A 23,382-nucleotide genomic window follows, 5' to 3' on the forward strand; every position below is an offset into this window, starting at 1 on the left:
GGAGCTCACGTTCGCGTACGACCACGGTTCCCTTCTCATTCTCCAGGGCTGGGATCGGCGGCATCGTCCTGATCGAGGATCGCAATCATCTTCAGCAGTTGCCTGCGCATCGCAGGCGTCATCTCGCCCGCCCTCATGGCGATCGCCCGCACTTGGTGATCGGCGAGTCGCTGCCGCAACAGCTCATGCTCGGGGTCTTCTTGTGCGACCAGCCACTGCACCGTGATGGGCGGCGTCCCCGGTGGACGGTGGTCGTCGAAGAACTTGGCAAGACCCTCCAGCACGCTCAACGTCGGGTTGGTGTGCGACCCGTTGCGGAGCATGGCCAGGTAACTCCGGGACAGGGTCGTCGGATGTGACGGGTCAGTGGTGACTGCCTTGGCCACCTCGGCGGTGGAGTACTCCCGTTGCCGACCGTGGGCGTCGGTCCAACGCGCCATCGCGAACAGCGAGTTCAGCCGCCCGGCCAGTGATTGCTGCTGTTGCCGGTCACCCTCTGACTTCATACATGACCACGCTCCTCGCGTCAGCCTGGCCCGGTGCGTCTCAGGATGATACAGGCCGTCACGTTGCGCTACTTGTTGGACTGTATCCCATTCCGATTGACTCCGACTGCGGCTTGGTGTCAATATATTGGACGATTTGCCAAGCACTAGGTCATGCTTGAGGGCAGAACGGATCTGGCGCTCAAGGTTGTTGCCTGCCGCGCGTAGGCACCCCAGGCGCAGGTGAGGAGGCGCTTCACACTCGTACGAGCAACTCCGTACTCCAGGTGGCGAAGCCGTCGGTGGGTTCGCCCTGTTCGAGATGTCGTTCACCCGTCATCCCAGAGGTGCTCGTCCCTGCTCTGTCCATGGCGTAATGGTGGAACTGGGGAGGGTCTCGCGGTCCTCTACACGACCTCCGGCCGCGTAGAGACTTGGGCGGCGGCGGGCGGTCGATTCAGCCGCCGCCGACACTGCTGCCGGCTCTCGGCTCGCCGACAGTCCTTTCGGTGGCCACAGGGGGTCACTGCAAGCGCGCGATCCATATACCCCATTGACCAGGGGGTGCATGGATCGCACGCACTCCCTTTCGGAAATAGAAATGCCCGAACGCGGTCCACCCGGGCGGCGGCATGCATATCTTAGTTCAATTTTGAACGGCACTGCGAGAATCGTGCCTCGGCCTCGATTTTCAGGGCGTGAGGATGGGCCCCGGAGGGGGCGGCGAAGTAGGGGGAATACGCGGATGAGGCCTACGTCGAGACTGGGCGGAAGGGTGGTGCAGTCTGCGTCGCACTTGGACGGAGTGCGGATCGCTTCCTCGCGGGAGCGCCCGCTCCATGTGCGCCAGGCGGACCAACCTTCATTGAATTCAGAATTACCGGTATACGTTCAAATAAAGAACAGGTTGAGGTGGGAAATCCTGACTGGAGCGTATCCCGAAGGGGGTCAACTCCCGTCGGCCTGTGAGCTGGGGAGCCTGTACGGGGCGAACAAGAACACCATACTTCGGGCCCTCCGCATGCTGCGCAGCGAGGGAATGATCGATTTCGGTCGGGGGCGCGGAGCGGTCGTCACCCACTCGGTGCAGCCGGTGGATCTGGCCGCAATTTCCGAACAGCTCCAAACGGTTGTGAACGTGGCGGATGCGTCGGGGATTCCTCGGTCGGCGCTGATCTCGGTCATGCAGCGCATTCCGCGGGTGATGTCCGCTCGCGCCGCGGGGAGCAAGGGGCTTCGTACTGCCCCCCGCGGCCCTGGCGATTAGCTCCGTATCGGTCACTTCTTCATGATGCCCGCCGGATGCCGGCGACCTCTGGTCGCCGGCATCCGGCGGGCATTTCCGTGTACCCCTGAATATTTTGTCGGTCTACTCGCAGATCGTCGACCTGGGAATGACGAATGAAGCTAGTACAGAGGGTGAGAAAAGTGCTAGTGAAGCCAGACCGGTTCCGTGGACGGGTGGCCAGAACAGCGGCCCGGACAGTGGCCGGAAAAATCCGCCCGCTGGCAGATCCTTGCAGGTCGGGACGGCCGCACAGGGGAATTCGGTTGCCAGTCGGCCCAGGTGACGGAACGTGCTGAACTCCGGTTCGCCCTTGATTCCAACGGGGCACACGAACAAAGATGGTCCAAGCAAGTGCGACTCATTCGAAATTACTCCGGGTCGCGCCTGTGGGAGTTCTCGGCGATGCGCATCGCATTCAGTGCGTTCTTTCTCGAACGCATAACCCCAAGAAGGAGTTCTCGCATGAACACCACCGAAATTGTGGTCGAGGATGTTCTGGCCGAGCTGCTTGACGGCGACGACGTCGCGGCCCTGACCGATCTGGAGGCGGACCCGTCTCTCATGCCGACGGCTGTCGGCTCGGTTATCTACACCGTCCTGGTCCACTGCTGATCCTGAGCCAGTGGTAGTTGGTCGGCAGGCGACAGGAAGTAACGCTGCCGCTTGCCGACCACACCATTCCCAGCACGAGGCGGCGGTCCCTGCCCAGTGCCCTGGAGGGACCGTCGGCCTTTTCACAGCGAACGCCTGCCCGGACAGCACCCGAAATGCAGGCGTCCGGCACTACCCCCGCATGCTACTGGTACCTCTGGAGGCGACGACAGCCATGACGGTAACCGAAGCTTCGGCTCCCGTGTCTGAGGCAATGGTTGTGCGCTGGGCGGCCGGCATCGAGGTTGTCCCCGGAGCCCCGCTCTCCCCCAGGGTCGCCAATGCCGGCACCGGGCGTCCGGTCCTGACCGAGGTTCCTGGACCTCGTTTCGACGCACGTGTTCAGGACGGCCGCGTGATGGAGCGTCACATGCGACATATCGCGCGGGCGCTGGCGGCGCTGCATGCGGCGAAACCGCCGGGGGAGGGCACCGTCACCCCGGAGTCCCTCCCCTGGGAGCCTCTTCCCCTTCAGGTATGGGCCGGCCTGTCCGGCGCGCAACGCCAGTTGATAGGAACACTCCACGGCGACGAGACGCTGCGGAATCGGGGGCGTTCTGTTCGGACCGCCCTGGCCGCGGGCAACGTCTGGTGTCACGGCGACGCGAGGACGAACAACATCGTCGTGGCGGGTGACACCCCGATGTTCATCGACTGGGAATGCTCCGGACTGGGCAGCCCCGAGGCGGATCTCGGCTCCCTGTGCGGCTCGCTGATCTTCGATTGCCTCAATGCGATGAGTGCCCCCAAGGGCGCCGACGCCCGGACGGAGCTGCGGACTTCACTGGGCCGGGCGACCGTTCTCATACGGGTCGTACTGACGGCCTACCGGACCCACAGCCGTCTGCGACTCGACTCAGCCCTCTTGGGCGGCGCTGCTGGCAGCAGCCTCCTCTGCCGGGCATTGATGCGTGCCTCTCAGACCCGCCTGGACCGGGTGGTCGCGGCGCTCGCCGGCGTCGGGCGCGGACTGCTGCTCGACCCCGCACGCTGGAGGGCGATCGATGCACACACCTGAACCGGCCCACCTGCGGGACGGCGAGAGGCTTGACCACATCCGCCGTACTGTCGGCCAGTTGCTGGACGAGCATGCACACCGGGAAATGTCCGCGAGCCTGCGCGAAAGCGTTGTCGACCGTGTCTACCGGAAGGTCCACGCCGGACCGGGGCGCGGCGGTGATGCGCTCCACTCGGATCGTGCGGCGTATGCCGCCATGGTCGCCGAGGCGGAGCGGCGGCTCGGCGACCTGACCCATGACCGCCCCGGATTCAGACTCCTCTCCCGCGCAGGCGGCGAGACCGTCGTCACCTGCCCCGACGGTGTCGATGTGGTGGTGGACGACCGGCATGTGCGCATCTCCGCATCGGGTGAGGTGACGGTCACTGCAAGCGCGCTTTCCACTCAGGTGGGTGCTCGCTGGGTGTACTGGACCCCGCCCCAGTCGGCCGGTGACATGGCCGCCCGCGTTTATCTGCACGCCCGGCCCGACGACGCGCTCGACACCTGGTGCCGCGTCGTGCGCACCCTGCACGATGCGGGCATCGCGTTCGCGGCCAAGGTCGGTGGATCGGCCGCGATGCTCAACCGGACGGACTGCGTCGTCCTGTACTGCTCCGCGGAGAACCTGGCGCAGGTTGCCTCGGCGGCCTCGGCGAACTGCGCGCATCCGGTCGATTCCGTACCCGGATTCAGTGTCGCCCTGTACCCCGGCGTCGGTGCCGCACTCGCCCCCGAGGCGAACGCGGGCACCATGGCCATGAGCGTCGGCTACTACTGGGCCAGGTCTCTGGTCGAGGCGTGGGACACCAATGGCACCGATGGTCTGGAATCGGTGCTCTCGCGGCTGGCCCAGTCCTGGGAGCGCACACGGCGGCAACTGCCTGTACCGGAGACGGCATGACTGCCGCGCCTTCCTGGCCCCCGTCCGGGCTCCCAGCCAAGCCGCCGGGCATCGAACGCATTCTGCTCATCGGTACCGGGGCGATAGGTGTCTCCCAACTTCCCTCGCTCGTCACCCTGTTGAAATTCGGGTACGGCTTCGACGTAGCCGTGTGCCTGACCGCAGCCGCGCGGGACTTCGTCTCCCCGCGAGCCCTGGCGGCGCTCACCGGACGGCCGGTGGTGCCACCTGTCTGGCCCGCCGAAAGCGGCCCGGAACATGTCGCATGGGCGGACTGGGCGCAGGGGGTCATCGTGTGGCCGGCCACGCTGAACTTCTTGTCCAGATGTGCGTTCGGCCTGGCCGACACCTTGCCGGCCGCCATCGTTCTGTCCACCTCGGCCCCGGTCGTCTTCGCACCGTCCGTCGCGGCCGGAGCGGCTCGGGGCGGGCCGCTCCGCCGCGCACTGCGGATTCTCAGACAGGACGGGCACGGGATCGTCGGGCCGGTCACCGGGCACGCGGTGTCCACCGGGGAGCTGTCACCGGGGGCATGTGTGCCCCCAGAAGCGGTCGTTGAAGAGTTAACGGCACGCCTCTGCTCATCAGCGTCCGTAACTGCCACAGAGGAGAGTGTGATTGATGTCCGGCACCAAGCCCCGCCTGCTGCCGAGCGATCTGAAGGCACGGCCCGCAACACTGGCTGATCAGCCCCTGGTGGACGAGATCTTCTCCGACGAGCGGCTCGCCGCGATGGGCGACGCCGCCTTCCCGCAGAGCTACGAGCAGGCGCGGGAGCAACTGCTGCCCCTGATAGACCAAGGGGTGATGAAGGGCTGGTTCATCGAGCTGCCGGGCTTCGGCGTACTGTCCGCCCAGTTCTACGCGCCGACCGGATTCGGCGGCACGTGGAGCGGCGACACGGTCAACGCCCCGGCCGTCGAGACGCTCGGCCGACGAGGCATCGGTACCGCCTGCATGGCGGTCGCCCTGGACGCGCTCTTCGCCGACGAGTCGGTGCGGCGGCTCTCCGGACAGGTTGCGGTCGTCAACCCCGCCGCACTGGCCGTCTGCGACCGGATGGGCTTCACGAGGGAGGGCCTGGCCCGCTCCCACATGGTGACGCCCGCGGGCGAGCGGTTCGACGCGGTGATGATGGGTCTGCTCCGTGAGCAGTGGGCTGGCGCGGCGGCCGTGGAACGGCAACTCCTGGCGCAGTCATGAGCGCCGCCGTCTCGACCGACGCGGCGGGCGGGATCGTCACCGCCATGCTGCACGAAGTCTGGACCCTGGGTCACTTCGACGCGGTGCCCCGCTTCATCCACCCGGAATACACGATGGTGGACGAGCGGGCCGAGATCAGGCTGCGCGGCCGGGAGGCCTTCATCGAGACGGTCGCCGCGTTCCGCAGCCTGTTCAGCGAGCCCCGGATGAACGTCACCCATCTGATCTCCGGCCAGGACATGGCGGCCTATCGGTGGGAACTGACCGGCCGTATCTCCGATGCCAAGCACCTGGCGCCCGCGTTGCAGGCAATCGAACGGCACATACCGGAAGTAAGGCTGATCAGCCACCGGGGACTGAGCATCGCCCACCTCAAGGACGGAATGATCGTCGAGGAGTGGTCCGAGTCCGACAACACCGCCCTGAGCCAGCAGCTGGGGTGGTGGAAATGACCGCGACGGGTGTCCTCGCGCTGGGTCTCCACCTGCCCGGCCCCCCGGTGGACAACGCGACCATCGCGGTGGCCAGTGGAGCGGATCCGGCATGGATGGAGGAGCGGATCGGCATCCGCGCCCGGCACCACGCGGGACGGCGGCAGACGGCGACGGACCTTGCCGTGGGAGCCGCCGAGAGCGCCCTGTCCGGCACGCAGGTCACCCCCGACCTGGTCGTAGTGGCCACGGTGACCGCCGACCGGCCCGTGCCCGCCACCGCGTGCTTCGTCCAGGACCGCCTGGGACTGGCGGGCGTACCGGCCTTTGACGTGAACGCGGCCTGCTCAGGGTTCATCTACGCCCTGTCCTGTGCTTACGGCATGACGCTTGCGGCGCACGCACGCACCCCACTGGTGATCGGCGCGGACACCTTCACCCATGTCGTGGACCCCGCCGACCGGCGTACCGCGCCCCTGTTCGGCGACGGAGCCGGAGCGGTCCAACTCGGCCCCGTCCCCGACGGATACGGAATCCTCGCGGTCGAACTGTGGGCGGAGGGCTCCCAGGCCCTGTACGCGACCGTCCCCCGCGAGGGCTGGTTCGCCATGGACGGGCGGAGTGTGTCCGGCGTCGTCATGGACATGGGCCCCAAAATCCTGCAAGCCGCGCTGGACCGGGCGGGGGTACGGCTCGACCAACTGGACCGCGTCATCGTGCACCAGGCCAACCCGCGGCTGGTGCGGCGGCTTGCCGACCACGTGGGGCTGGACGAGAGCACAGCGCCCGCCTACGGGGCCGTTACCGGCAATACGGCGTCCGCGTCGGTACCGGTCGCGCTCGCCATGGCCGACCGCGAACGGCCCTTCCGCCGCGGGGATCTCGTGGCGCTCGTGGCGGTCGGCGCCGGCATGACAGCAGGCGCGGCAGTGCTGCGCTGGTACTAAGAGGAGCAGAAGTGAAAGTCCTGGTGGCGGGTGGCGGGACCAGTGTGCCGCCTGCCGACTGCGAGCAGTTGGCCGATATCGACGTGCGCGGCGAGCGAGTGCGGTTCGGCCTCGTGGAGCGGGCCGACGTCGCCTTCGACCCGACCGCGGACCACAACCGCGCATACGTGCTGGTCGGTGTGCGCGTGTTCTCGCTCGGCGAGGGTGTACCCGGGACACCGGAGACCGGCCCCGCCCCGTCGCGATGGGTCGAGTTCGGGTCCGATTTCGTCGCTGAAGTCCTCGCGGTCGGGTCTGCTGTCACGACGCTGGCGCCGGGTGATCGGGTGGTGCCGGTGCTGCAATGGCCACCCGTACGGCCAGACCCTGTGTCGGCGATGGAGAATCCAGGCAGGGCGTCGCGCCAGGTGCAGCGCATCCACCACGCCCGGCTGCTGCGCCTGCCGCCCGGCATCGGGGACGCCGAGGCGGCGTGGCTGCCGACCGCAGGTGCCACCGCGTATGCCATGGTGCGGCGTGCCGCTGTCGCGCCAGGGGAATCGGTGCTGGTCACCGCGAGTGGGTCGGCGACATCCCTGGCCGCCGTCCAGGCGGCCCGGCGTGCTGGCGGACAGGTGTACACCCTGTCCCACGGCAGTGCGGCGGCCGCCACTCTGGAGAAGCTGGGCGCCCTCCAGTCCTTCTCCCTCACCGAACCGGAAGGGCCGGCGGAACTCGGCGAGCTGGCACGGCGGTTGCGGGGTTTCGACGTGGTCATCGACCCGGCGTGGCGCAGCCACTTCCGGACCGCCGCCAAACTTCTGGGGTTCTCCGGCCGGTACATCGCCGGACACGGCCCCGCGGGCGAAGGCGCCGCTGCGGCCGAGGTGGAGGCGGCGGCGAGTCTCGTGGCGAAGAACGCGTGGTTCGCAGGGCAGCGTCTGGGCAGCCGCGACGATCTCGCGGCCGCAGTCGAAGACGTGCGAACGGGGCGGTTGCAGATGCCCGTCGATGCACAGTTCCGGGGAGCCGACGTCGGCCCCTTCGTTCTCAGCAGCCTCGATCCGCACCGGAACGGTGCGGTCATCTATGCCTTCACGGAGGAGTGAGAAGGACGTGGCGGATATATCCAAGGACCTTTTCGGCCCGTTCGCAGGGATCGGCGCGCTCAACCTGCCGAACACGAGGCTCGTCGAACCTTTCGACGGAATTCTGGGCATGTTCTACACGAAGATCGTGAACCAGGCCGAGCAGGACAGTGCGTGGTTCGCCGAGCAGGCAGTGCCCGCGGGCCCGGGCAAGGTGTTGGACCTGTGCTGCGGCGGCGGCCGGTCGGCGGTCGAACTGGCTCGCGCGGGCCACGAGGTCACCGCCGTCGACATCTCGCCCATTCAGTTGGCGGCGACACAGAAGCGGGCTGCGGAGTTCGGTGTGACGGACCGGATGACCTTCGTGCGCGCCGATGTGACCACCCTCGACCTCGACCAGGTCTTCGACGCCGTGGTGATCGGCGGGCTGAGCGTGACGCTGTTCGACGGCGATGCGCGCACAGCACTTCTGCGCACGGTGGCCCGGCATCTTGCCCCGAGCGGGCGGCTGTTGTTCGACCACACCCCGGCTCAGCCGGGCGAGCAGGAGTCGGAAAAGGTGTTCGCGGTGCCGATCAAGCTGCGTGAGCGCTCCGGTTTCGTGCTGGTAGGGACATTGCGCCAGCCGGCAAGCCGTACCCAGTTCACCAACATGAGCGCCGAGTTGACCGACGAGGAAGGCCGTACCACACGCCATCTGACCGGTTTCAGGTTCTGGATCGACAGTACAGAGAGCGTCACGGAGGAACTGGGCCGGCACGGCCTGACTGTGGTGGCGGCGCACCAGGACCCGGAAGGTCGTACAGAGCACCAGTCGCCCGCCACCATGCGGGAACTCGTCGTCGCCGAACGAGTCCGGTGACAGCCGCCCCCGCCCTCGCCGCCCAACTGCGTCAATGTGCCGTGCGCGACCAGGAGCTGGCCAAGGTCCCGAGCAAGACGGCACAGGACGTCGACCGCTGGATGCAGGTCGCGGCCGACAACGAGCGCTTCCTGTGGGACGTCCTGCACGCCCATGGTTGGCCGGGGCACGCCCTCGTCGGCGAACAGGGTTCGGCCGACGCCGCGCTCATCGTCCAGCATGCCACACGGGACCGCAGACTCCAGCGTTTCGCCCTCGGCTGTCTCATCGAGGCAGTGGACGCCCATGACGCGGACCCCGCAAACGTCGCCTATCTGACCGACCGCATCCACCTGCACGCCAAACTGCCGCTTCGCTACGGCACCCAGTACACCCGGAACGAGCACGGGCAGTATCGGCCCCTGCCGGTGGAGGATCCGGAAACGCTCGACGAACGCCGCCGAGGCATGGGGCTGGAACCGCGGGATGTCTTCGAGCGACGGCTCCGCGAGGTCTCCGGCAGGGAGGACATCCTGGAGGAGCGCCCATGAAGCCTCTGCGTGTCATGGCCACCCCGAGCCCGGCTATCGGCCATTTCTTCCCCCTGGTACCGATGCTGTGGGCCCTGCGCAGTGCCGGGCACGACGTGCGCGTCGTGGTGCCGGCGTTCTTCGCGAGCACAGTGCTGCAGGCGGGACTGCCGGCTATCGCCACGGCCCCAGCGTCGGAGGCGCGGGCCCTGGATGCGCGCGATGGCATCGCCGACGACCACACGACTGGCACGTACCGGCGCATCGCGCGCATCGCGGACGCGATGGCGTCGGACGTCGACAGAATCGTCGACGGGTGGAGACCTCACCTGGTCATCTTCGACCCCATGGACTTCACCGGGCGGCGCGCCGCCGCCGAACACGGGTTGGCTCATGCAGAGCACTGGATCGGCGGATTCCTGCCGACGGGGCCCCGGACGAAGGCCGCCGAGCACGTCTTCGGCGCACAGCACAAGGCGTGGCCCGGGATGGGATCGGTCACGAGCATCGTGGTCGACCCCTGCCCGCCCGGTTTCCAGAGCGCGGCGGCGCCACCCGGCATACGTACGCGCTACGTCCCGTACAACGGTCCCTCAGTGGTGCCCTCCTGGCTGACGGACAGGGCCCGGCCCCGGCGGGTGCTCATCACGTTGGGCACCATCGTGTCGCAGGGGCCCGAGGCCCACCGGCTGCTGGAGCAGACGCTGGAGGCGACGGCGGCGCCGGACGTCGAGGTGGTGGTCGCGGCCCGCCCCGGGACCGTGCCGGAGGAGATCGCGAAGCGGGCGAAGGCGGTGCAGTGGCTGCCCGTCGGGCTGGCCGCGCAGAACTGCGATCTGATCGTCCATCACGGCGGATCGGGCACCACGATGGCCGCGCTGGCGCACGGAGTCCCACAGGTGATCTGCCCCTCTGTCCTGGATCAGAAGGACAACGCAAGGCGAATCGAAGAGCTGGGGGCCGGGCGACTGGTCCCTGTGGAGAGGGCTCTTGCGGGTGGCGGGGAGCTCGCCCGCGCCGTCGAGGAGGTTCTCGGCGACCCCGCGTACGCAATGTCGGCAGCGGTCCTCAGGGACGAGAACGACGCGGCGCCGGCTCCGGACCGTGCCGCCGCACAGCTGCTGCGCACCATGGGTGAAAGGTGAGAGCAATGCCGGTTCTGGCACAGCGACAGATAGAAGGGTTCGACGAGAACGGCTTCGTCTTTCCCGTGGAAGCCCTCACCGAGAGCGAGGCCGCCGGGCTGCGGGACACCGTCCTCCAGCACCTGGCCGACTGCCGGCGCCGCGGTGGCGCCAGGGCCGCGCTCGCCTTCGGGCCGAAGGTCCATCTGCTCACGCAGTGGGCGCATCGCCTGGTGCGGCACCCGGCACTGCTGGAGATCGCGCAGAGCATGCTGGGGCCCGACCTCCTGGTCTGGGGCACCCAGATCTTCGTCAAGGAACCCGGTGGTACAACCGACCTCGCCTGGCACCAGGACGCCCTCACCTACGACCTGGATTCCGAGGGCCGGCCGGCGGCCTTCCGGGTCTGGCTCGCCCTGACGCCCACAACGGTGGAGAACGGAACCATGCGCTTCGCCGCGGGCACGCACCGCGACGGCATTCGCACGCACCGCAGGACGCCCGGGCTGAAGGGCATGCTGCGCGGCGACGAAGCCGTCCTCGACGAGTCGGAGTTCGTCCGGCACGACGTCGTGCTGCGGCCGGGACAGTGCTCGCTGCACAACATGCTGGTGGTGCACGGATCCGGTCTGAACAGGACCGAGGATACCCGGGTGGCCTTCGCCATCGACTATCTGGCGCCCTCCGTGCGTCCCAGCAGAGGCCAGGACTCGGCCCTGCTGGTCCAGGGCGAGGACACCCACGGGCACTTCGTTCTCGAACGGGGCCCGCAAGGCGATCTCGACGACGAGGCGTTGGCCCTGTGTAGCGACGCCGTCCGGCTGCGCATGGCCCGGCTTCAGGCAGCGGAGGAGGAGCGCAAGAAGTCGGGGGCCCTCACCCATGGCTGATCAGGCCGACCGTCCGCGCGGGGGGCGGGTGAGTGTCTACTACTCCCTCCAGCCGCGTGACCCCCGGCAACTCGCTCCCTTCGCCCGGCTCGCCGCCGAGCACGCGGACCGGCTCTGGATGGGCCAGTCCCTCAGGCTGGACTCCCACCAGACGCTCGCCCACCTGCTCGGGCAGGGCATCAGCCCGGCCCTGGGCGTGGGAGTGTCCCTCATGCCGCTGAGCCATCCCTACCAGGCGGCGATGGCGGCACGGTCGCTGGCCGCCCTGTCCGGGAAGCCCCTCACAGCCGCCTTCGGCACCGGCACACCGGCGTTCCAGCGGGCGATGAACGACGCGCCCTACGACAGCCCGTTGAAGGCCGCGCGGGACTACATCACCACGGTCTGCCGGCTGCTCAAGGGCCCATCCGGTGGGGCCCAGGATGCGGACGCCACCGCCACGCTCCGGCTCGACCCCACACTCGGCGAATGTCCCGAGGTGGAGGCGGGACTGGGTGTCCTCCAGAGAGGGATGGCCCGGCTGGCAGCGGAACACGCGGACGTGGCGCTGACCTGGCTGACCCCGCTGTCGTACGTGCGGGATACCCTGCTGCCGTTGCTCCACGGGGCCGAGGGGGCAGGCCCCCGTGTGGTGAGCGTCGCCCATGTCGTCGTACGCCGGCCCGGCCGAGACGTAACGCGCGTGGTCCGGCAGGCCACTGCAAACCATCTGAGCAGTCCTCACTACCAACGGGCGCTGACCGCAGCGGGAGTAGCGCTGACCGGTAGCGATCAGGACATCGCTCGGAAGCTCATTGATCACGATGTGGTACTGGTGGGTACTGCTGATGAGATCGCTTCAAATATCAGCAGTTATTGGGCAGTTGGCATCGATGAGGTCGTGCTCAACCCCTGCGTGCTCGTGACAGAGGGCCCTGCCGAAGCCCTGCGGGACCTGCTGGAGATCACCGTGGCGTGCCGGGAGGCGGCAGAGCCTCGGATGGAGGAACCAGCATGAGCGACGCAAAGCTGATCACGGGCGGAGGGGCGAGTATCGGCGCTGCCGTGCGAGCGCCGTGGAAGGCACTGGGCAAGCGCGAGGTCGGAACAGCGATTCCCAGTCAAGATGGTGCCGCCGTCGGCGTGGGCGTGATCGTCTTTCTCTCCGTCGTGGAGATCGTCCTGGTCGACCTGCTGTTGTCCGCGCCGTGGGCCCGCCTGGTGGCGCTGGTCGCCGGGCTCTCCGCGGGCTACCTGATGACGGGCTTCGCGGTCGCACTGAGTGCTTATCCGCACCGCGTGGCGGGCGAGGCGCTCACGGTTTGCTACGGCGCCTCCTTCCACGCTCGTGTGCCGTTGAGCCTCATCCGCGACGTGGCGGTGCGGCGCGCCCTGTCCGACCAACAGCGGACGGCCGTGATCAACGAGGGCGTCCTGTCGGTCCCGGTCATGTCCACCACCAACCTGGTGCTGAAACTGCACGAGCCCGCCCGGGTCGAAGCGGGCAGGACCGTCGGCGAGGTGCAGGAGATCCGCATTCACGCGACGGACCCTGGCAGCGCCGTGGTCTCGGTTCGCAACGCACTGGAGGGGAAGGCGCAGGCGGAAGCCGTCAAGCCCTCGGCCGAGGCCCCGGGCCAGGTGCCGGCGTGGCTGCGCCGACTGCGGTGGGCCGGGCTCCTGGTGCTGCTGATCGAGATCCTGCTGGTGACCACAGGACTGCTGGACTGGCGCATCGCCGCAGGCATCCTGGTCGTCACCGAAGGCACCCTGTCCGTGCTGGGGCTGGTGTTCGGTGCCGCGTTCATCAGCCAGTACCGCAGGCTCCGTCGTACCGGCCAGGGACGGCGGGCAGCCCTCAGCGAGGCGTTCTACTCCCTCCTGCCGCCCCCGATCGCGGAGATGGTGCGCCACGAGGTGTCCGTATGGGGGATCCTCGCCCGGGCCGTCACCTTCCGCACCCAGGCCCGGCCCGGCGACAAGGCCCTGGGGCGGGTGGGCGTCAACTGGCAGGCGGGCGTCCTGGCGGTCTTACTCGCGGTGGGCGCAGTCATGCTGCTCGCCCTGGTGGGAGTGAGCGCGCTCACCATCGTCGGGACCGTCGTTGTGCTGTATGCCGCAGCCGCAGCCGCCGCCTTCGCCGTAGCGGGCAGGGTGCGACCGCACACGTTGGGCCAGGAGGACCTCGTCCTGCGGTGGGGCCTGCACCACAGCGCGCAGATCCCCCTCACGCTCATCAACCGCGTCCAGGTCGCGGGCCAGCTCGACAACCGGCCGGCCGAGGACGGTTTCCGGGTGCCGGGCCGGGCGTCGAACGTCCTGGCGCTCCGCCTCGACGAACCCGTCGAGGTCCCTTTCCGCCTGGGCGTTCCGCGGCCGGTCACCAGCATCCTGGTGCCCCTTGCCGATGTCGCGGCCGCTCGCGCCCTCATTGAGGGCCGTCACAGTGAGAAGGCACAGTGAAAGCCCTTGTCCTCGCCGGCGGGTCCGGCACTCGGATGCGCCCCATCACACACTCCTCCGCCAAACAACTGGTGCCTGTCGCGGGCAAGCCGGTGCTGTTCCACGTGCTGGAAGCGATCGCCGAGGCCGGTCTCACCGACGTCGGTGTGATCGTCGGGGACACGGCCCAGGAGATCGCCGCCGCCGTCGGCGACGGATCACGGTTCGGCCTGCACCTCACGTACATCCACCAGGAACGGCCGCTGGGGCTGGCCCACGCGGTGTCCGTGGCCAGGGACTTCCTCGCCGAAGACGACTTTGTGATGTATCTGGGCGACAACTTCCTGCTCGGCGGAATCACCAAGTTCGTGGAGGATTTCCGTAACTACGGAAACCGCGATGCGCAGATCCTCCTGAGCCGGGTCGCCGATCCCACCGCGTTCGGCGTCGCCGAACTGGACGAGACCGGCCACGTCATCGGGCTGGAGGAGAAGCCGCTCCGGCCGAAGAGCGACCTGGCGCTGGCCGGGATCTACCTGTTCACCCCGGCCGTCCACGAGGCAGTGGAGTCGATCCGGCCGTCCGCGCGGGGAGAGCTGGAGATCACTGACGCCATCCAGTGGCTCATCGACCAGGGCAGGAGAGTCCACTCGTCCGTCATCTCCGGCTTCTGGAAGGACACCGGAAACGTCGCGGACATGCTGGAGGCCAACCGTTCCGTCCTGGAGACCGTGGAGGCCGTCCAGGAGGGATACGTGGACGAGGCCAGCACGGTCATCGGCCGGGTCCGGATCCAGGCCGGGGCCAAGGTTGTCGCCAGCCGGGTGGTCGGCCCGGCATTCATCGGTCCGGGAACCGAGATCATCGGCTCCTCCGTGGGTCCGTACATCTCTGTCTCCGAGCACTGTCGCATCGAGGACAGCGAGATCAGTTCCTCCATCGTGCTGCGGGGCTGTGTGCTGACGGGGGTGCGGCGGATCGAGGAGTCGCTGATCGGCCGCGACGTGGAGGTCGAGGCTTTCCCGCGCCCGTCCGCGGTGCACCGGCTGGTTCTGGGCGACAACAGCAGGGTGCAGATACCGTCATGACGACGCCCAGGATTCTGGTGACCGGTGGCGCCGGCTTCATCGGCTCCCACTACACGCGCGCGTTGCTGCGGCACCCCGCTGCACGCGTCACCGTGCTGGACAAGCTGACCTACGCGGGCAACCGGGACAACCTCCGGCCGGTGAGCGGCCACCGAGGGTTCCGGTTCGTCCGGGGCGATATCCGTGACGTCGCCGTCGTGGACCGGCTCGTGGCCGAGAGCGACCAGATCGTCCACTTCGCGGCCGAGTCGCATGTGGACCGGTCGATTGCCGACGGCAGGGGATTCACCGAGACCAATGTCCTCGGCACTCAGATACTGCTCGGCGCGGCGCGGCGCCACGGCGTGAGGCGATTCGTGCACATCTCCACCGACGAGGTGTACGGCTCCATCGCGTCGGGCGCCGCGAAGGAGACCGCCCCGCTGCGGCCCTCGTCCCCGTACGCCGCTTCCAAGGCCGCGTCCGACCTGATGGCTCTCGCCTACCACCGCACCTACGCACTGGATGTGCGTGTCACCCGGTGCAGCAACAACTACGGCACCCACCAGCACCCCGAGAAGCTCATACCCCGCTTCGTCACGAACCTGCTGAGGGGCCGCACCGTGCCGCTGTTCGGGGACGGCGGCCACGTCAGGGACTGGCTGCACGTCGAGGACCATGTCCGAGGCATCGAACTGGTGCGCACTCAAGGGGCTCCCGGGGAGATCTACAACATTGGGGGAGGGAGACCCCTGACCAACAAGGAGCTCACGGGGCGGCTTCTGGAGTCCTGCGGCTACGGCTGGGACATGGTTGACCATGCGCGGGACCGCGAGGGCCACGACCGGCGATACGCCGTCGACGACGGCAAGATCAGGGCCACGCTGGGATACCGGACGGCCAGGGACTTCACCACCGCGCTGGAGGAAACGGTGCGCTGGTACCGCGATCACCCGCACTGGTGGAAGCCGCTCACGGAAGTCGGCGTCCGATGAGCTGGCTGGTGACCGGGGCGGGCGGGTTGCTGGGGCAGCACCTCGTTCGTCGCCACAGGGACAAGCAGGTCGTCGCCCTCGACCGCCGCGGCCTCGACATCACGGACGCGGACGCGGTGGACGCGGCGATCGTGCGCCATCGGCCCAGAGTCGTGGTCAACTGCGCGTCCTGGACCTCCGCCGACGACGCGGAGAAGCACCCGGACCTGGCGTGGCACGTCAATGTGACGGGGGCGCGGAACCTCGCCCAGGGCTGCCGCCGGCACGGGACCGTCCTGCTGCACGTATCCAGTGACTACGTCTTCTCCGGCACTTCCCGAACCCCCTATCAGGAGGACGCGCCGACGGATCCGCTCAACACATACGGGCGCACCAAGGCCGTCGCGGAGAGCGCGGTGCTGAACGCACTTCCCGACACGGGATACGTCGTACGCACGGCCTGGTTGTACGGCGTCGGCGGACGCAACTTCGTGGACACGATGATCAACCTGGAGCGCACCGGCGAGAGCGTGCGGGTCGTCAACGACCAGACGGGACAGCCCACATGGGCTGAGGACCTGGCCGGACTCATCGCCCACCTGGGCGGCGCCGCGCAGGCGGGCATGGCACCGCCGGGGATCTACCACGGCACCAGTGGCGGAGAGGTCTCCTGGCACGGTCTCGCCCAGGAGGTCTTCCGTCTCCTGGGCGCGGACCCCTCGCGGGTGCTGCCTGTCACCAGCCGCGAGTTCGGGCGTCCGGCCGCACGCCCCGCCTACAGCGCGCTGGGCCACGGCCGTTGGGCGCGGGCGGGGATTCCCCCGCTGCGGCACTGGCAGAGCGCCCTGCACGCCGCTTTCCCCCTCCTATTGGAGGCCCATGGGCAGAAAGGAAGACCGTATGAGTTCGGCAGGAATTGAGGGGCTCTGGATCGAGAGGCCGCCCGTCCACGAGGACGATCGGGGCAGTCTCCACGAATGGTTCCAGGCCTCGCGTCTCCGGGATCAAACCGGGCGGTCCCCTTCCTTAGCCCAGGCAAATTGCACGGTCTCCCGGCGGGGCAGTGTCCGTGGCATTCACTTCGCCGCCCCGGGCCAGGCCAAAAGCGTTGCGTGCGTGCACGGAGCGGTACTCGACGTGGCCGTCGACATCCGGACCGGATCTCCTACCTACGGGCAATGGCACGCATTACGGCTGGACAGTGAGAACCGGGCCACCGTCCATCTGTCAGAGGATCTCGGCCACGCGTTCATGGCCCTCAGCGAGAGCGCCGTCGTCGTCTACCTGTCGTCCACGGAGTACGACCCGGGCAAGGCGCGTGCCATCCATCCGCTCGATCCGGCGGTGGGCGTCGACTGGCCCCTGACACCTGTTCTGTCCGACCGGGACAGACAAGCCCCCACCCTTGCCGAGGCGCGAGCACAGGGTCTGCTGCCGACCGGGGCACCTCACGTCAGCACACCCATGACCGGGACACGGAGGCTTTCATGACGGACACAGTCCACGCCCTCGTAGAAGCGGCGGACCGGGGCCACGGTGACGTGGCCGCCACGGTGGAAGAGATCGGCCTGCGTAATGTGGCCGCGACCCTGGTCAACGAAATAATCTTCCGCGCCCACCTCGAAGATCTCGCTGCGGCCGAGAGCGCCCGAGTGTGTTCCCTCGTCATCACGCTGACGCATCGAGGCCAGGAAGTGTCCGCGATCGTCTCCGTGGGACACGAGGGCGTGGAGATCGGCAAGACCGCCCGCACCACGGACATTCCTCCGACGAGGATCGTCCAGGATGTCTGTGAGACGGTTCTGGCCCTGTATGGGCCATGCGAGCGCATCACCTCGGCCAGTAGGGAAATCCGCTGGCCAAGTCCGCACACGATGGTTTCCCGACTGGTGAACGGTCCGGCTGTTCCCCGACTCTTCCACGCGGTGGTGCAGCGCGTTGTGCAGATTCTCGAACGGGACCGACCAGTACATCTCACAGACCTTGCGGTCCGGCACGGCACGGACAAATGGAGTTTCCTGCACCAGTACACGCAGCACTATCAGCGTCACTTCGCACCCCTGCGCGACCGGCGCGTGAAAATCTGCGAGATCGGGGTGGGTGGATACGGTGACGCTGAAGCGGGCGGCGGCTCGCTGAGCATGTGGAAAGAATTCTTTCCGCGCGGACTCGTGTACGGCGTGGACATAGCCGACAAGCGTGTGCTCGACCGACCGCGGATCACCACGATCCAGGCAGACCAGTCGGACCCTGAAGCACTGCGCTCGATGGCCGAAAAATTCGGCCCCTTCGATATCGTCATTGACGACGGCAGTCACATGAGCCCGCATGTCATCTCTTCGTTCAAGACGCTCTTCCCTTATCTCACAGAGAATGGCATCTACGCGATCGAGGATCTTCACGGGTCATACTGGCCGGAACTCTTCGGGGGATCGGAAGACGATCTGAACTCTCCGGATTTCACCGTCGGTTTCCTCAAGCAGCTGGTGGACGGGCTTAATCACGAAGAACTCCTTGAACGCGAGAAACGGGCCGCACAGTCCACCGACAAGCTGATCAAGGGGATTCACTTCTACCATAACCTCGCCTTTATTGATAAAGGCCGGAATGAGGAGGGAAGTCCGCTCGCTTTCGCGTTGCGTGAGGCTCCGGAGATTCTCGGCTTAAAGGACTACAATGAGTAGCGAAAGGAATGTGCACGTGGCGGTTGAGCGGATTCCCGCACTGTTTTCCCGGGAATGGGAAAACGACCCCAGGCCTACCTACCGACAACTGCATGCCGACGGTCCCATTCATCGGGTCACGCTGCCGAGCGGGTCGCAGGCATGGCTCGTGACACGGTACGAGGATGCCGCCGCGGCACTGGCGAACCCTTCGTTGATCAAGGACCCGCTCCGGTTCGGCAAGCGCGCACGCGGAATCCTCGCCCGGCTGCCCGACCGGCTTCGTACCGTACTGTTCCGCAACATTCTGGAGATGGACCCGCCCGAACACACCCGGGTACGCAAGCTGGTGGCACGCCCCTTCAGCGCGGCCCGTATCAGCCGCAGACTGGGGGACGTGGAGACGCGTGCGCTCACGATGGTGGACGCGCTGCCGAAGAACGAGCCCGTGGACATCGTGAGCGCCTTCTGCTCGCCGTACCCCTTGCGCATCGTGTGCGACCTGCTCGGTGTGCCGGACAGCGAGGAGAGCCGACGGCGCGTGCAGCGCTGGGCCAGGGTGCTCAACGCCGGCCACGCGGCCGATGCGGCCGCCTATGTCCAGTGCGCGCAGGAGGCCATGGACTACTTGGAGGAACTCGTCGCCCTCAAGCGGCGCGAGCCAGGCGACGACCTGGCCACCGCCATGGTGGCGTCCCAGGGAGAGGCAGATGGCCTGAGCCTGGAGGAGATCATCGGCACGCTCTTCATGCTGATCCTGGCGGGGCACGAGTCGACCGCCCACCTGCTGAGCATGTCGCTGCTCGAACTGGCCAGGAATCCGGACCTGCGGCGGGACCTGGCCGACCACCCCGAGCTGCTCCCCAACGCCGCGGAAGAGCTGTTGCGTTACATCTCCCCGGTCAAGCTCGCTCCCTGGCGCTACGCGGCCCACGACCTGAACCTCGCGGGTGCCGCGATCCGCACCGGCGAGGGCGTCATGGTGGGTGTGGCGGCGGCGAACGCGGACCCGGACACCTTCCCCGACCCCGGGCGCCTGGACGTCCGCCGGGCGGAGGCGTCCCGGCACCTGTCCTTCGGGCGTGGGCCCCACTTCTGCCTGGGCGCGCAGTTGGCGAAGATGGAAGCGGTGGTGGCGCTCCGCGCCGTACTGGACCGCTTCCCGCACTTCTCCCTCGCCACCTCCGCGGATTCCATCGAATGGCAACGCGGCGCGATGATCAGAGGGCCGCTGGCCCTCCCCCTGATCTTCGGGACCGGGTGACCTCGTCCCACAGACCCGCAGCGATCCGGTCCGCCCCTGTCGACAGGGCACCAGCCACTCGCTTCACCTGTCCGCCCAACCGCGTTCCCAGCCCCTGCAAGGAAGGCCGCCCGCGGCGGCCTGCTTCGTGTTGCCCGTATCCGAATTCCGAAAGAAGAACACGAGCCCATGTCAGAGAACAGTGAACCGATCGCAATCATTGGTATGGGCTGCCGGTTTCCCGGCGGAGCCGACTCGCTCGACAACTTCTGGAAGCTTCTCATCGAGGGCCGCGACGGCGTCTCGCACATACCCGAGAACCGCTGGGTGAGATACCTGGAAGGCGATGCGAGGAACGCGGCCGCGCTGCGCGACACAACCCGCATGGGCGCCTTCGTCGATGACATCGCGGGCTTCGACGCCGGCTTCTTCGGCATCCTGCCGCGTGAGGTGTAACAGATGGACCCGCAGCACCGGATGATGCTGGAGGTCGCCTGGGAGGCGCTGGAGCACGCGGGAATTCCACCCCACCGACTGGCGGGCGGGGACACGGCCGTGTACGTCGGCATCGGCACCGAGGACTACGGACGCCGCCTCATGGAGGACCTGCCGCAGGTCGAGGCATGGACCGGCATCGGCTCGGTGCACTGCGCGGCAGTGAACCGGATCTCCTACCACTTGGACCTGCGTGGACCCAGCATGGCGGTGGACACGGCCTGCTCCGCGTCGCTGACGGCTCTTCCTGGGGTGCCGGGCGTTGGCCTCGGGCGAGACCTCGCTGGCCATCGCGGGCGGCGTGAACGCGATGCTGCACCCGGCGGTCACCAAGATCATGAACGATTCCGGTGCCTGCTCCCCGGACGGGCGCTCGAAGTCCTTCGACGCGACGGCCGACGGATACGGGCGTGGCGAGGGCGCCGGGGCGCTGATCCTCAAGAGACTGGCCGACGCCGAGCGCGACGGTGACCGCATCCTGGCCGTCGTCCGGGGCACGGGGATCATGCAGGACGGGCGCACCAACGGCATCATGCAGCCGAGCACCGAGGCCCAGGCGGACCTGCTGCGCCGACAGGAGCGCCGACCGGCCGTTGCTGATCGGCTCCGTCAAGACGAACATCGGCCACCTGGAGGCGGGCGCCGGTGTCGCCGGGTCATCAAGGCCGTACTCGCGCTCCAGCACGGCGAAATCCCGCCGAGCCTGAACTGCACGTCTCCGAACCCGGCCATCCCCTGGGACACCAACGGCCTCAAGGTCGTCACCGAGCCCACCGTATGGAAGCCCTCCGAGCACCACCCCCGACGCGCGGGGGTGTCGGCCTACGGCTTCGGCGGCACGATCGGTCACGTCATCCTGGAAGCGCCCGACACCACAACCCTCGACCGCACCGCATCGGCGGCCACCCCGGATGCCGAGCGCGCAGGGACTCTCTCCGACAGCCCTTGGATCTTTCCCCTTTCCGCTGCGAGCACGGACGGTCTGCGGGCGAACGCGACCCTTCTCGCGGACTGGCTGGAAGGGGCCGGGGCCCAGAGCTCCCTGGAGTCGGTGGGGCACACCTTGGCCGAGCGCCGCTCGCCGCTCTCTCACCGGGCCGCCGTGGTGCCGGCGGACCGGACCGAACTCGTCGCCTCACTCCGCGGCCTCGCCGCGGGGGAAGAGCCGGTGGACGTGATCACCGGTACCGCGGCCACCGAGCGTGCCGAGGCCGTCTGGGTCTTCGCCGGGCAGGGCGCGCACTGGATCGGCATGGGTCGAGAACTACTGACCACCGAGGTCGCCCTCGCCGAGACGATCGACGAACTCGGCCCCGTGTACAAGGACGAGCTCGGATTCACGGCCCGATCGATCCTGGAAGGCGACACTCTGGAGGGCCCCGAACTGCTCCAGCCGGCAACGTACGCCGTCCAGATCGCACTCGCGGCCACGTGGCGTTCCCATGGGATTGAGCCTGCTGCCGTCATCGGCCACTCGATAGGCGAGTTGGCCGCGGCAGTCACGGCGGGCGGGATGTCGCTGGCCGACGCCGCCAGGCTGGCGTGCCGCCGGGCGCTGCTGCTGCGCCCCGCCGCGGGCACGGGAGCGATGGCGCTGGTCGGCCTGCCGTTCACGGCAGCCGAGGAACGACTTGCGGGAGACGAGCGGGTGAGCGCCGCCATCGCGTCCTCGCTCGTGTCCACGGTGATTCGCGGGCGATGCGGCAGCCGTCGTACAGGTCTGCGAGCGCTGGGAGGCCGAGGGCCTGGTCGTCCGCAAGGTACAGGCCCACATCGCCTTCCACACCGGGGAGAGGGACCCGTACGCAGCCGAACTGCCCTCGGTGATCGCGGATGTGGCCGGAGGCGCGCCTCAAATCGGCTTCTATTCGGCCTCGCAGGAGGACCCGCGGGCGAGGGTCGACCTGGGTGCCGGGTACTGGCCGGGCAACCTGCGCAACCCCGTGCACTTCGCGCAGGCTGTGACCGCCGCGGTCGAGGACGGTCACCGGCACTTCCTGGAGATCTCCAGCCACCCGATCGTCTCGCACTCCATCAGCGAGACCCTCGACGAGCTCGGGGTGGACGACACGACGGTGGTCGGCACCCTGCGGCGCGACGCTCCCGAGCGGCGCACTCTGCTCAGGAACCTCGCTGCCCTGCACTGTGCGGGGGTTCCGGCCGGCCTCGAAGCCCGGTTCGGCAGCGGGGCGGAGCTCGCCGACCTGCCCACCACGGCCTGTCAGCACGAGACGTACTGGAAAGATTCCCGGCCCGGCACGGGGAGTGGTGTACTCCAGCACGACCCGCAGAGTCACACGCTCCTGGGCGGCGTCACCCGGATCGCGGGCAGCACTCCGCTCTGGCTCTGGCGGACGCACCTGGAGATGGAGAGCCGCCCCTACCCCGCAACCACCCGGTCCACGACGTGGAAATCATCCCGGCCGCGGTGCTGATGAACACCTTCCTGGAGGCTCTCGCGCAGGCCGGCGTGGACGGGCCTGGCCACAGGCGTTCGGCACTGGTGGACGTGGCGCTGAGGGTGCTGTTGGTATCCGTGCCACGCGACATCCAGCTCTCCTACCAGGACTCGACCCTCCGGCTGGCCTCCCGGATCAACGACGAGAGCACGCAGGAGAGCGAGGAGTCCTGGCTGACACACACCACGGCCGCCATCGACCCGCTGGGCGGGGTCCTGGAAGACCGCTTCGACGGTGCTGCGGTACGGGAGCGCTGCGCGGAAGTCGTCAGCCCGGACTACGTGCAGGAACGGGTGACGCAGATCGGCGTGGCCGGCATGGGGTTCCCCTGGGAGATCCAGGAGCTGCGCCGGGGCGGCACCGACGAACTGTACGGCGTGATCGACACGGGTGCGGAGGGTACGGCCACCTGGGCCTCGCTGCTCGACGGCGCGATGACGATCACCTCCGTGCTGTTCCTCGGCGAGCCGGTCGTGCGGATGCCGTCGAAGATCGCGCGCCTGGCCCTGCTCGGCGACCCGCCGCAACGGGCCCAGGTGCATGTACGGGCCGCTGACCGGGTGGCCGGCACCGACACCGTCGATGTCGTGGTGGCGAACCTGGAGTACTAGAAGGCTGCTGAAAATCTCGGTTTTGGCCCCGGCTCGGTGGAGTTGGGGCCAGTCTTGTAGGCATGCAGGGGGAATGGGCCGGGGAGATGGT

At 68.1% G+C, this 23,382-nt stretch carries 24 protein-coding genes and 4 pseudogenes; 27 read left to right on the top strand and 1 reads right to left on the bottom strand.

Annotated features, from left to right (window positions below; genetic code table 11):
• Positions 1-35: 35 nt before the first annotated feature.
• A complete protein-coding gene (locus ACH5AF_RS27930; protein WP_398905311.1) occupies positions 36-506 on the bottom strand; it encodes a hypothetical protein in 471 nt (156 codons plus the stop codon).
• Positions 507-1,230: 724 nt separating this feature from the next.
• Here ACH5AF_RS27930 and ACH5AF_RS27935 point away from each other — a divergent pair.
• The 27 genes and pseudogenes from ACH5AF_RS27935 to ACH5AF_RS28065 all read left to right on the top strand — a co-directional run bounded on the left by ACH5AF_RS27935 (position 1,231) and on the right by ACH5AF_RS28065 (position 23,291).
• Positions 1,231-1,752, top strand: coding sequence for a GntR family transcriptional regulator (locus tag ACH5AF_RS27935; RefSeq protein WP_398905313.1), 522 nt, complete (start codon positions 1,231-1,233; stop codon positions 1,750-1,752).
• A gap of 483 nt (positions 1,753-2,235) precedes the next feature.
• Complete coding sequence (locus ACH5AF_RS27940) at positions 2,236-2,385, top strand: hypothetical protein (protein ID WP_398905315.1); 150 nt, start codon at positions 2,236-2,238, stop codon at positions 2,383-2,385.
• 253 nt (positions 2,386-2,638) lie between these two features.
• Positions 2,639-3,442: a phosphotransferase gene (locus tag ACH5AF_RS27945; RefSeq protein WP_398905353.1), complete on the top strand. Its 804-nt coding sequence runs from the start codon at positions 2,639-2,641 to the stop codon at positions 3,440-3,442.
• Entirely contained in the window at positions 3,429-4,325 is an 897-nt protein-coding gene (locus ACH5AF_RS27950) for a T3SS effector HopA1 family protein (RefSeq protein WP_398905317.1), read from the top strand. The genes ACH5AF_RS27945 and ACH5AF_RS27950 overlap by 14 nt, the downstream gene beginning before the upstream one ends.
• Positions 4,322-5,011, top strand: a complete 690-nt coding sequence (locus ACH5AF_RS27955; protein WP_398905318.1) for a flavoprotein — start codon at positions 4,322-4,324, stop codon at positions 5,009-5,011. The genes ACH5AF_RS27950 and ACH5AF_RS27955 overlap by 4 nt, the downstream gene beginning before the upstream one ends.
• A complete protein-coding gene (locus ACH5AF_RS27960; RefSeq protein WP_398905319.1) occupies positions 4,947-5,528 on the top strand; it encodes a GNAT family N-acetyltransferase in 582 nt (193 codons plus the stop codon). Before ACH5AF_RS27955 ends, ACH5AF_RS27960 begins: the two co-directional genes overlap by 65 nt.
• Positions 5,525-5,980: an ester cyclase gene (locus ACH5AF_RS27965; protein WP_398905320.1), complete on the top strand. Its 456-nt coding sequence runs from the start codon at positions 5,525-5,527 to the stop codon at positions 5,978-5,980. Before ACH5AF_RS27960 ends, ACH5AF_RS27965 begins: the two co-directional genes overlap by 4 nt.
• Positions 5,977-6,906, top strand: a complete 930-nt coding sequence (locus tag ACH5AF_RS27970) for a 3-oxoacyl-ACP synthase III family protein (RefSeq protein ID WP_398905321.1) — start codon at positions 5,977-5,979, stop codon at positions 6,904-6,906. The genes ACH5AF_RS27965 and ACH5AF_RS27970 overlap by 4 nt, the downstream gene beginning before the upstream one ends.
• An 11-nt stretch (positions 6,907-6,917) precedes the next feature.
• Entirely contained in the window at positions 6,918-7,994 is a 1,077-nt protein-coding gene (locus ACH5AF_RS27975; protein WP_398905322.1) for a hypothetical protein, read from the top strand.
• Positions 7,995-8,001: 7 nt separating this feature from the next.
• Positions 8,002-8,835 (top strand): methyltransferase domain-containing protein, encoded by an 834-nt coding sequence (locus ACH5AF_RS27980; protein WP_398905324.1) that lies wholly within the window; start codon positions 8,002-8,004, stop codon positions 8,833-8,835.
• 41 nt (positions 8,836-8,876) lie between these two features.
• Entirely contained in the window at positions 8,877-9,365 is a 489-nt protein-coding gene (locus ACH5AF_RS27985; protein ID WP_398905325.1) for a DUF6624 domain-containing protein, read from the top strand.
• A complete protein-coding gene (locus ACH5AF_RS27990) occupies positions 9,362-10,489 on the top strand; it encodes a glycosyltransferase (protein ID WP_398905327.1) in 1,128 nt (375 codons plus the stop codon). The genes ACH5AF_RS27985 and ACH5AF_RS27990 overlap by 4 nt, the downstream gene beginning before the upstream one ends.
• 5 nt (positions 10,490-10,494) lie before the next feature.
• Positions 10,495-11,358, top strand: a complete 864-nt coding sequence (locus ACH5AF_RS27995) for a phytanoyl-CoA dioxygenase family protein (protein WP_398905329.1) — start codon at positions 10,495-10,497, stop codon at positions 11,356-11,358.
• Entirely contained in the window at positions 11,351-12,355 is a 1,005-nt protein-coding gene (locus ACH5AF_RS28000; RefSeq protein ID WP_398905330.1) for an LLM class flavin-dependent oxidoreductase, read from the top strand. Before ACH5AF_RS27995 ends, ACH5AF_RS28000 begins: the two co-directional genes overlap by 8 nt.
• A complete protein-coding gene (locus ACH5AF_RS28005) occupies positions 12,352-13,800 on the top strand; it encodes a hypothetical protein (protein ID WP_398905332.1) in 1,449 nt (482 codons plus the stop codon). The genes ACH5AF_RS28000 and ACH5AF_RS28005 overlap by 4 nt, the downstream gene beginning before the upstream one ends.
• On the top strand, positions 13,797-14,867 hold the full coding sequence (locus tag ACH5AF_RS28010; RefSeq protein ID WP_398905333.1) for a glucose-1-phosphate thymidylyltransferase: 1,071 nt from the start codon (positions 13,797-13,799) through the stop codon (positions 14,865-14,867). Before ACH5AF_RS28005 ends, ACH5AF_RS28010 begins: the two co-directional genes overlap by 4 nt.
• A complete protein-coding gene (gene rfbB / locus ACH5AF_RS28015; protein WP_398905334.1) occupies positions 14,864-15,841 on the top strand; it encodes a dTDP-glucose 4,6-dehydratase in 978 nt (325 codons plus the stop codon). Before ACH5AF_RS28010 ends, rfbB begins: the two co-directional genes overlap by 4 nt.
• On the top strand, positions 15,838-16,740 hold the full coding sequence (gene rfbD, locus ACH5AF_RS28020; RefSeq protein WP_398905336.1) for a dTDP-4-dehydrorhamnose reductase: 903 nt from the start codon (positions 15,838-15,840) through the stop codon (positions 16,738-16,740). The genes rfbB and rfbD overlap by 4 nt, the downstream gene beginning before the upstream one ends.
• Complete coding sequence (locus ACH5AF_RS28025) at positions 16,721-17,311, top strand: dTDP-4-dehydrorhamnose 3,5-epimerase family protein (RefSeq protein WP_398905355.1); 591 nt, start codon at positions 16,721-16,723, stop codon at positions 17,309-17,311. Before rfbD ends, ACH5AF_RS28025 begins: the two co-directional genes overlap by 20 nt.
• The gene (locus ACH5AF_RS28030) at positions 17,308-18,504 is read left to right on the top strand and encodes a hypothetical protein (RefSeq protein ID WP_398905338.1); all 1,197 of its coding nucleotides are present in this window, start codon (positions 17,308-17,310) and stop codon (positions 18,502-18,504) included. The genes ACH5AF_RS28025 and ACH5AF_RS28030 overlap by 4 nt, the downstream gene beginning before the upstream one ends.
• Positions 18,505-18,652: 148 nt before the next feature.
• The gene (locus ACH5AF_RS28035) at positions 18,653-19,747 is read left to right on the top strand and encodes a cytochrome P450 (protein ID WP_398905340.1); all 1,095 of its coding nucleotides are present in this window, start codon (positions 18,653-18,655) and stop codon (positions 19,745-19,747) included.
• 168 nt (positions 19,748-19,915) lie between these two features.
• Positions 19,916-20,455 (top strand): annotated as a pseudogene (locus ACH5AF_RS28040) (polyketide synthase); the annotation flags it as partial.
• 28 nt (positions 20,456-20,483) lie between these two features.
• Positions 20,484-20,666, top strand: a pseudogene (locus ACH5AF_RS28045) (beta-ketoacyl synthase N-terminal-like domain-containing protein); the annotation flags it as partial.
• Positions 20,667-20,688: 22 nt separating this feature from the next.
• Entirely contained in the window at positions 20,689-20,928 is a 240-nt protein-coding gene (locus ACH5AF_RS28050; protein ID WP_398905356.1) for a hypothetical protein, read from the top strand.
• Positions 20,929-20,951: 23 nt separating this feature from the next.
• A pseudogene (locus tag ACH5AF_RS28055) lies at positions 20,952-21,851 on the top strand (acyltransferase domain-containing protein); the annotation flags it as partial.
• Between the two features lie 73 nt (positions 21,852-21,924).
• Positions 21,925-22,656: pseudogene (locus tag ACH5AF_RS28060) on the top strand (acyltransferase domain-containing protein); the annotation flags it as partial.
• Positions 22,629-23,291 (top strand): hypothetical protein, encoded by a 663-nt coding sequence (locus ACH5AF_RS28065; protein ID WP_398905358.1) that lies wholly within the window; start codon positions 22,629-22,631, stop codon positions 23,289-23,291. The pseudogene ACH5AF_RS28060 and the gene ACH5AF_RS28065, both read left to right, overlap by 28 nt.
• Positions 23,292-23,382: the final 91 nt, after the last annotated feature.

The organism is Streptomyces sp. NPDC018833 (genome assembly GCF_044390825.1).
GTDB lineage: Bacteria > Actinomycetota > Actinomycetes > Streptomycetales > Streptomycetaceae > Streptomyces.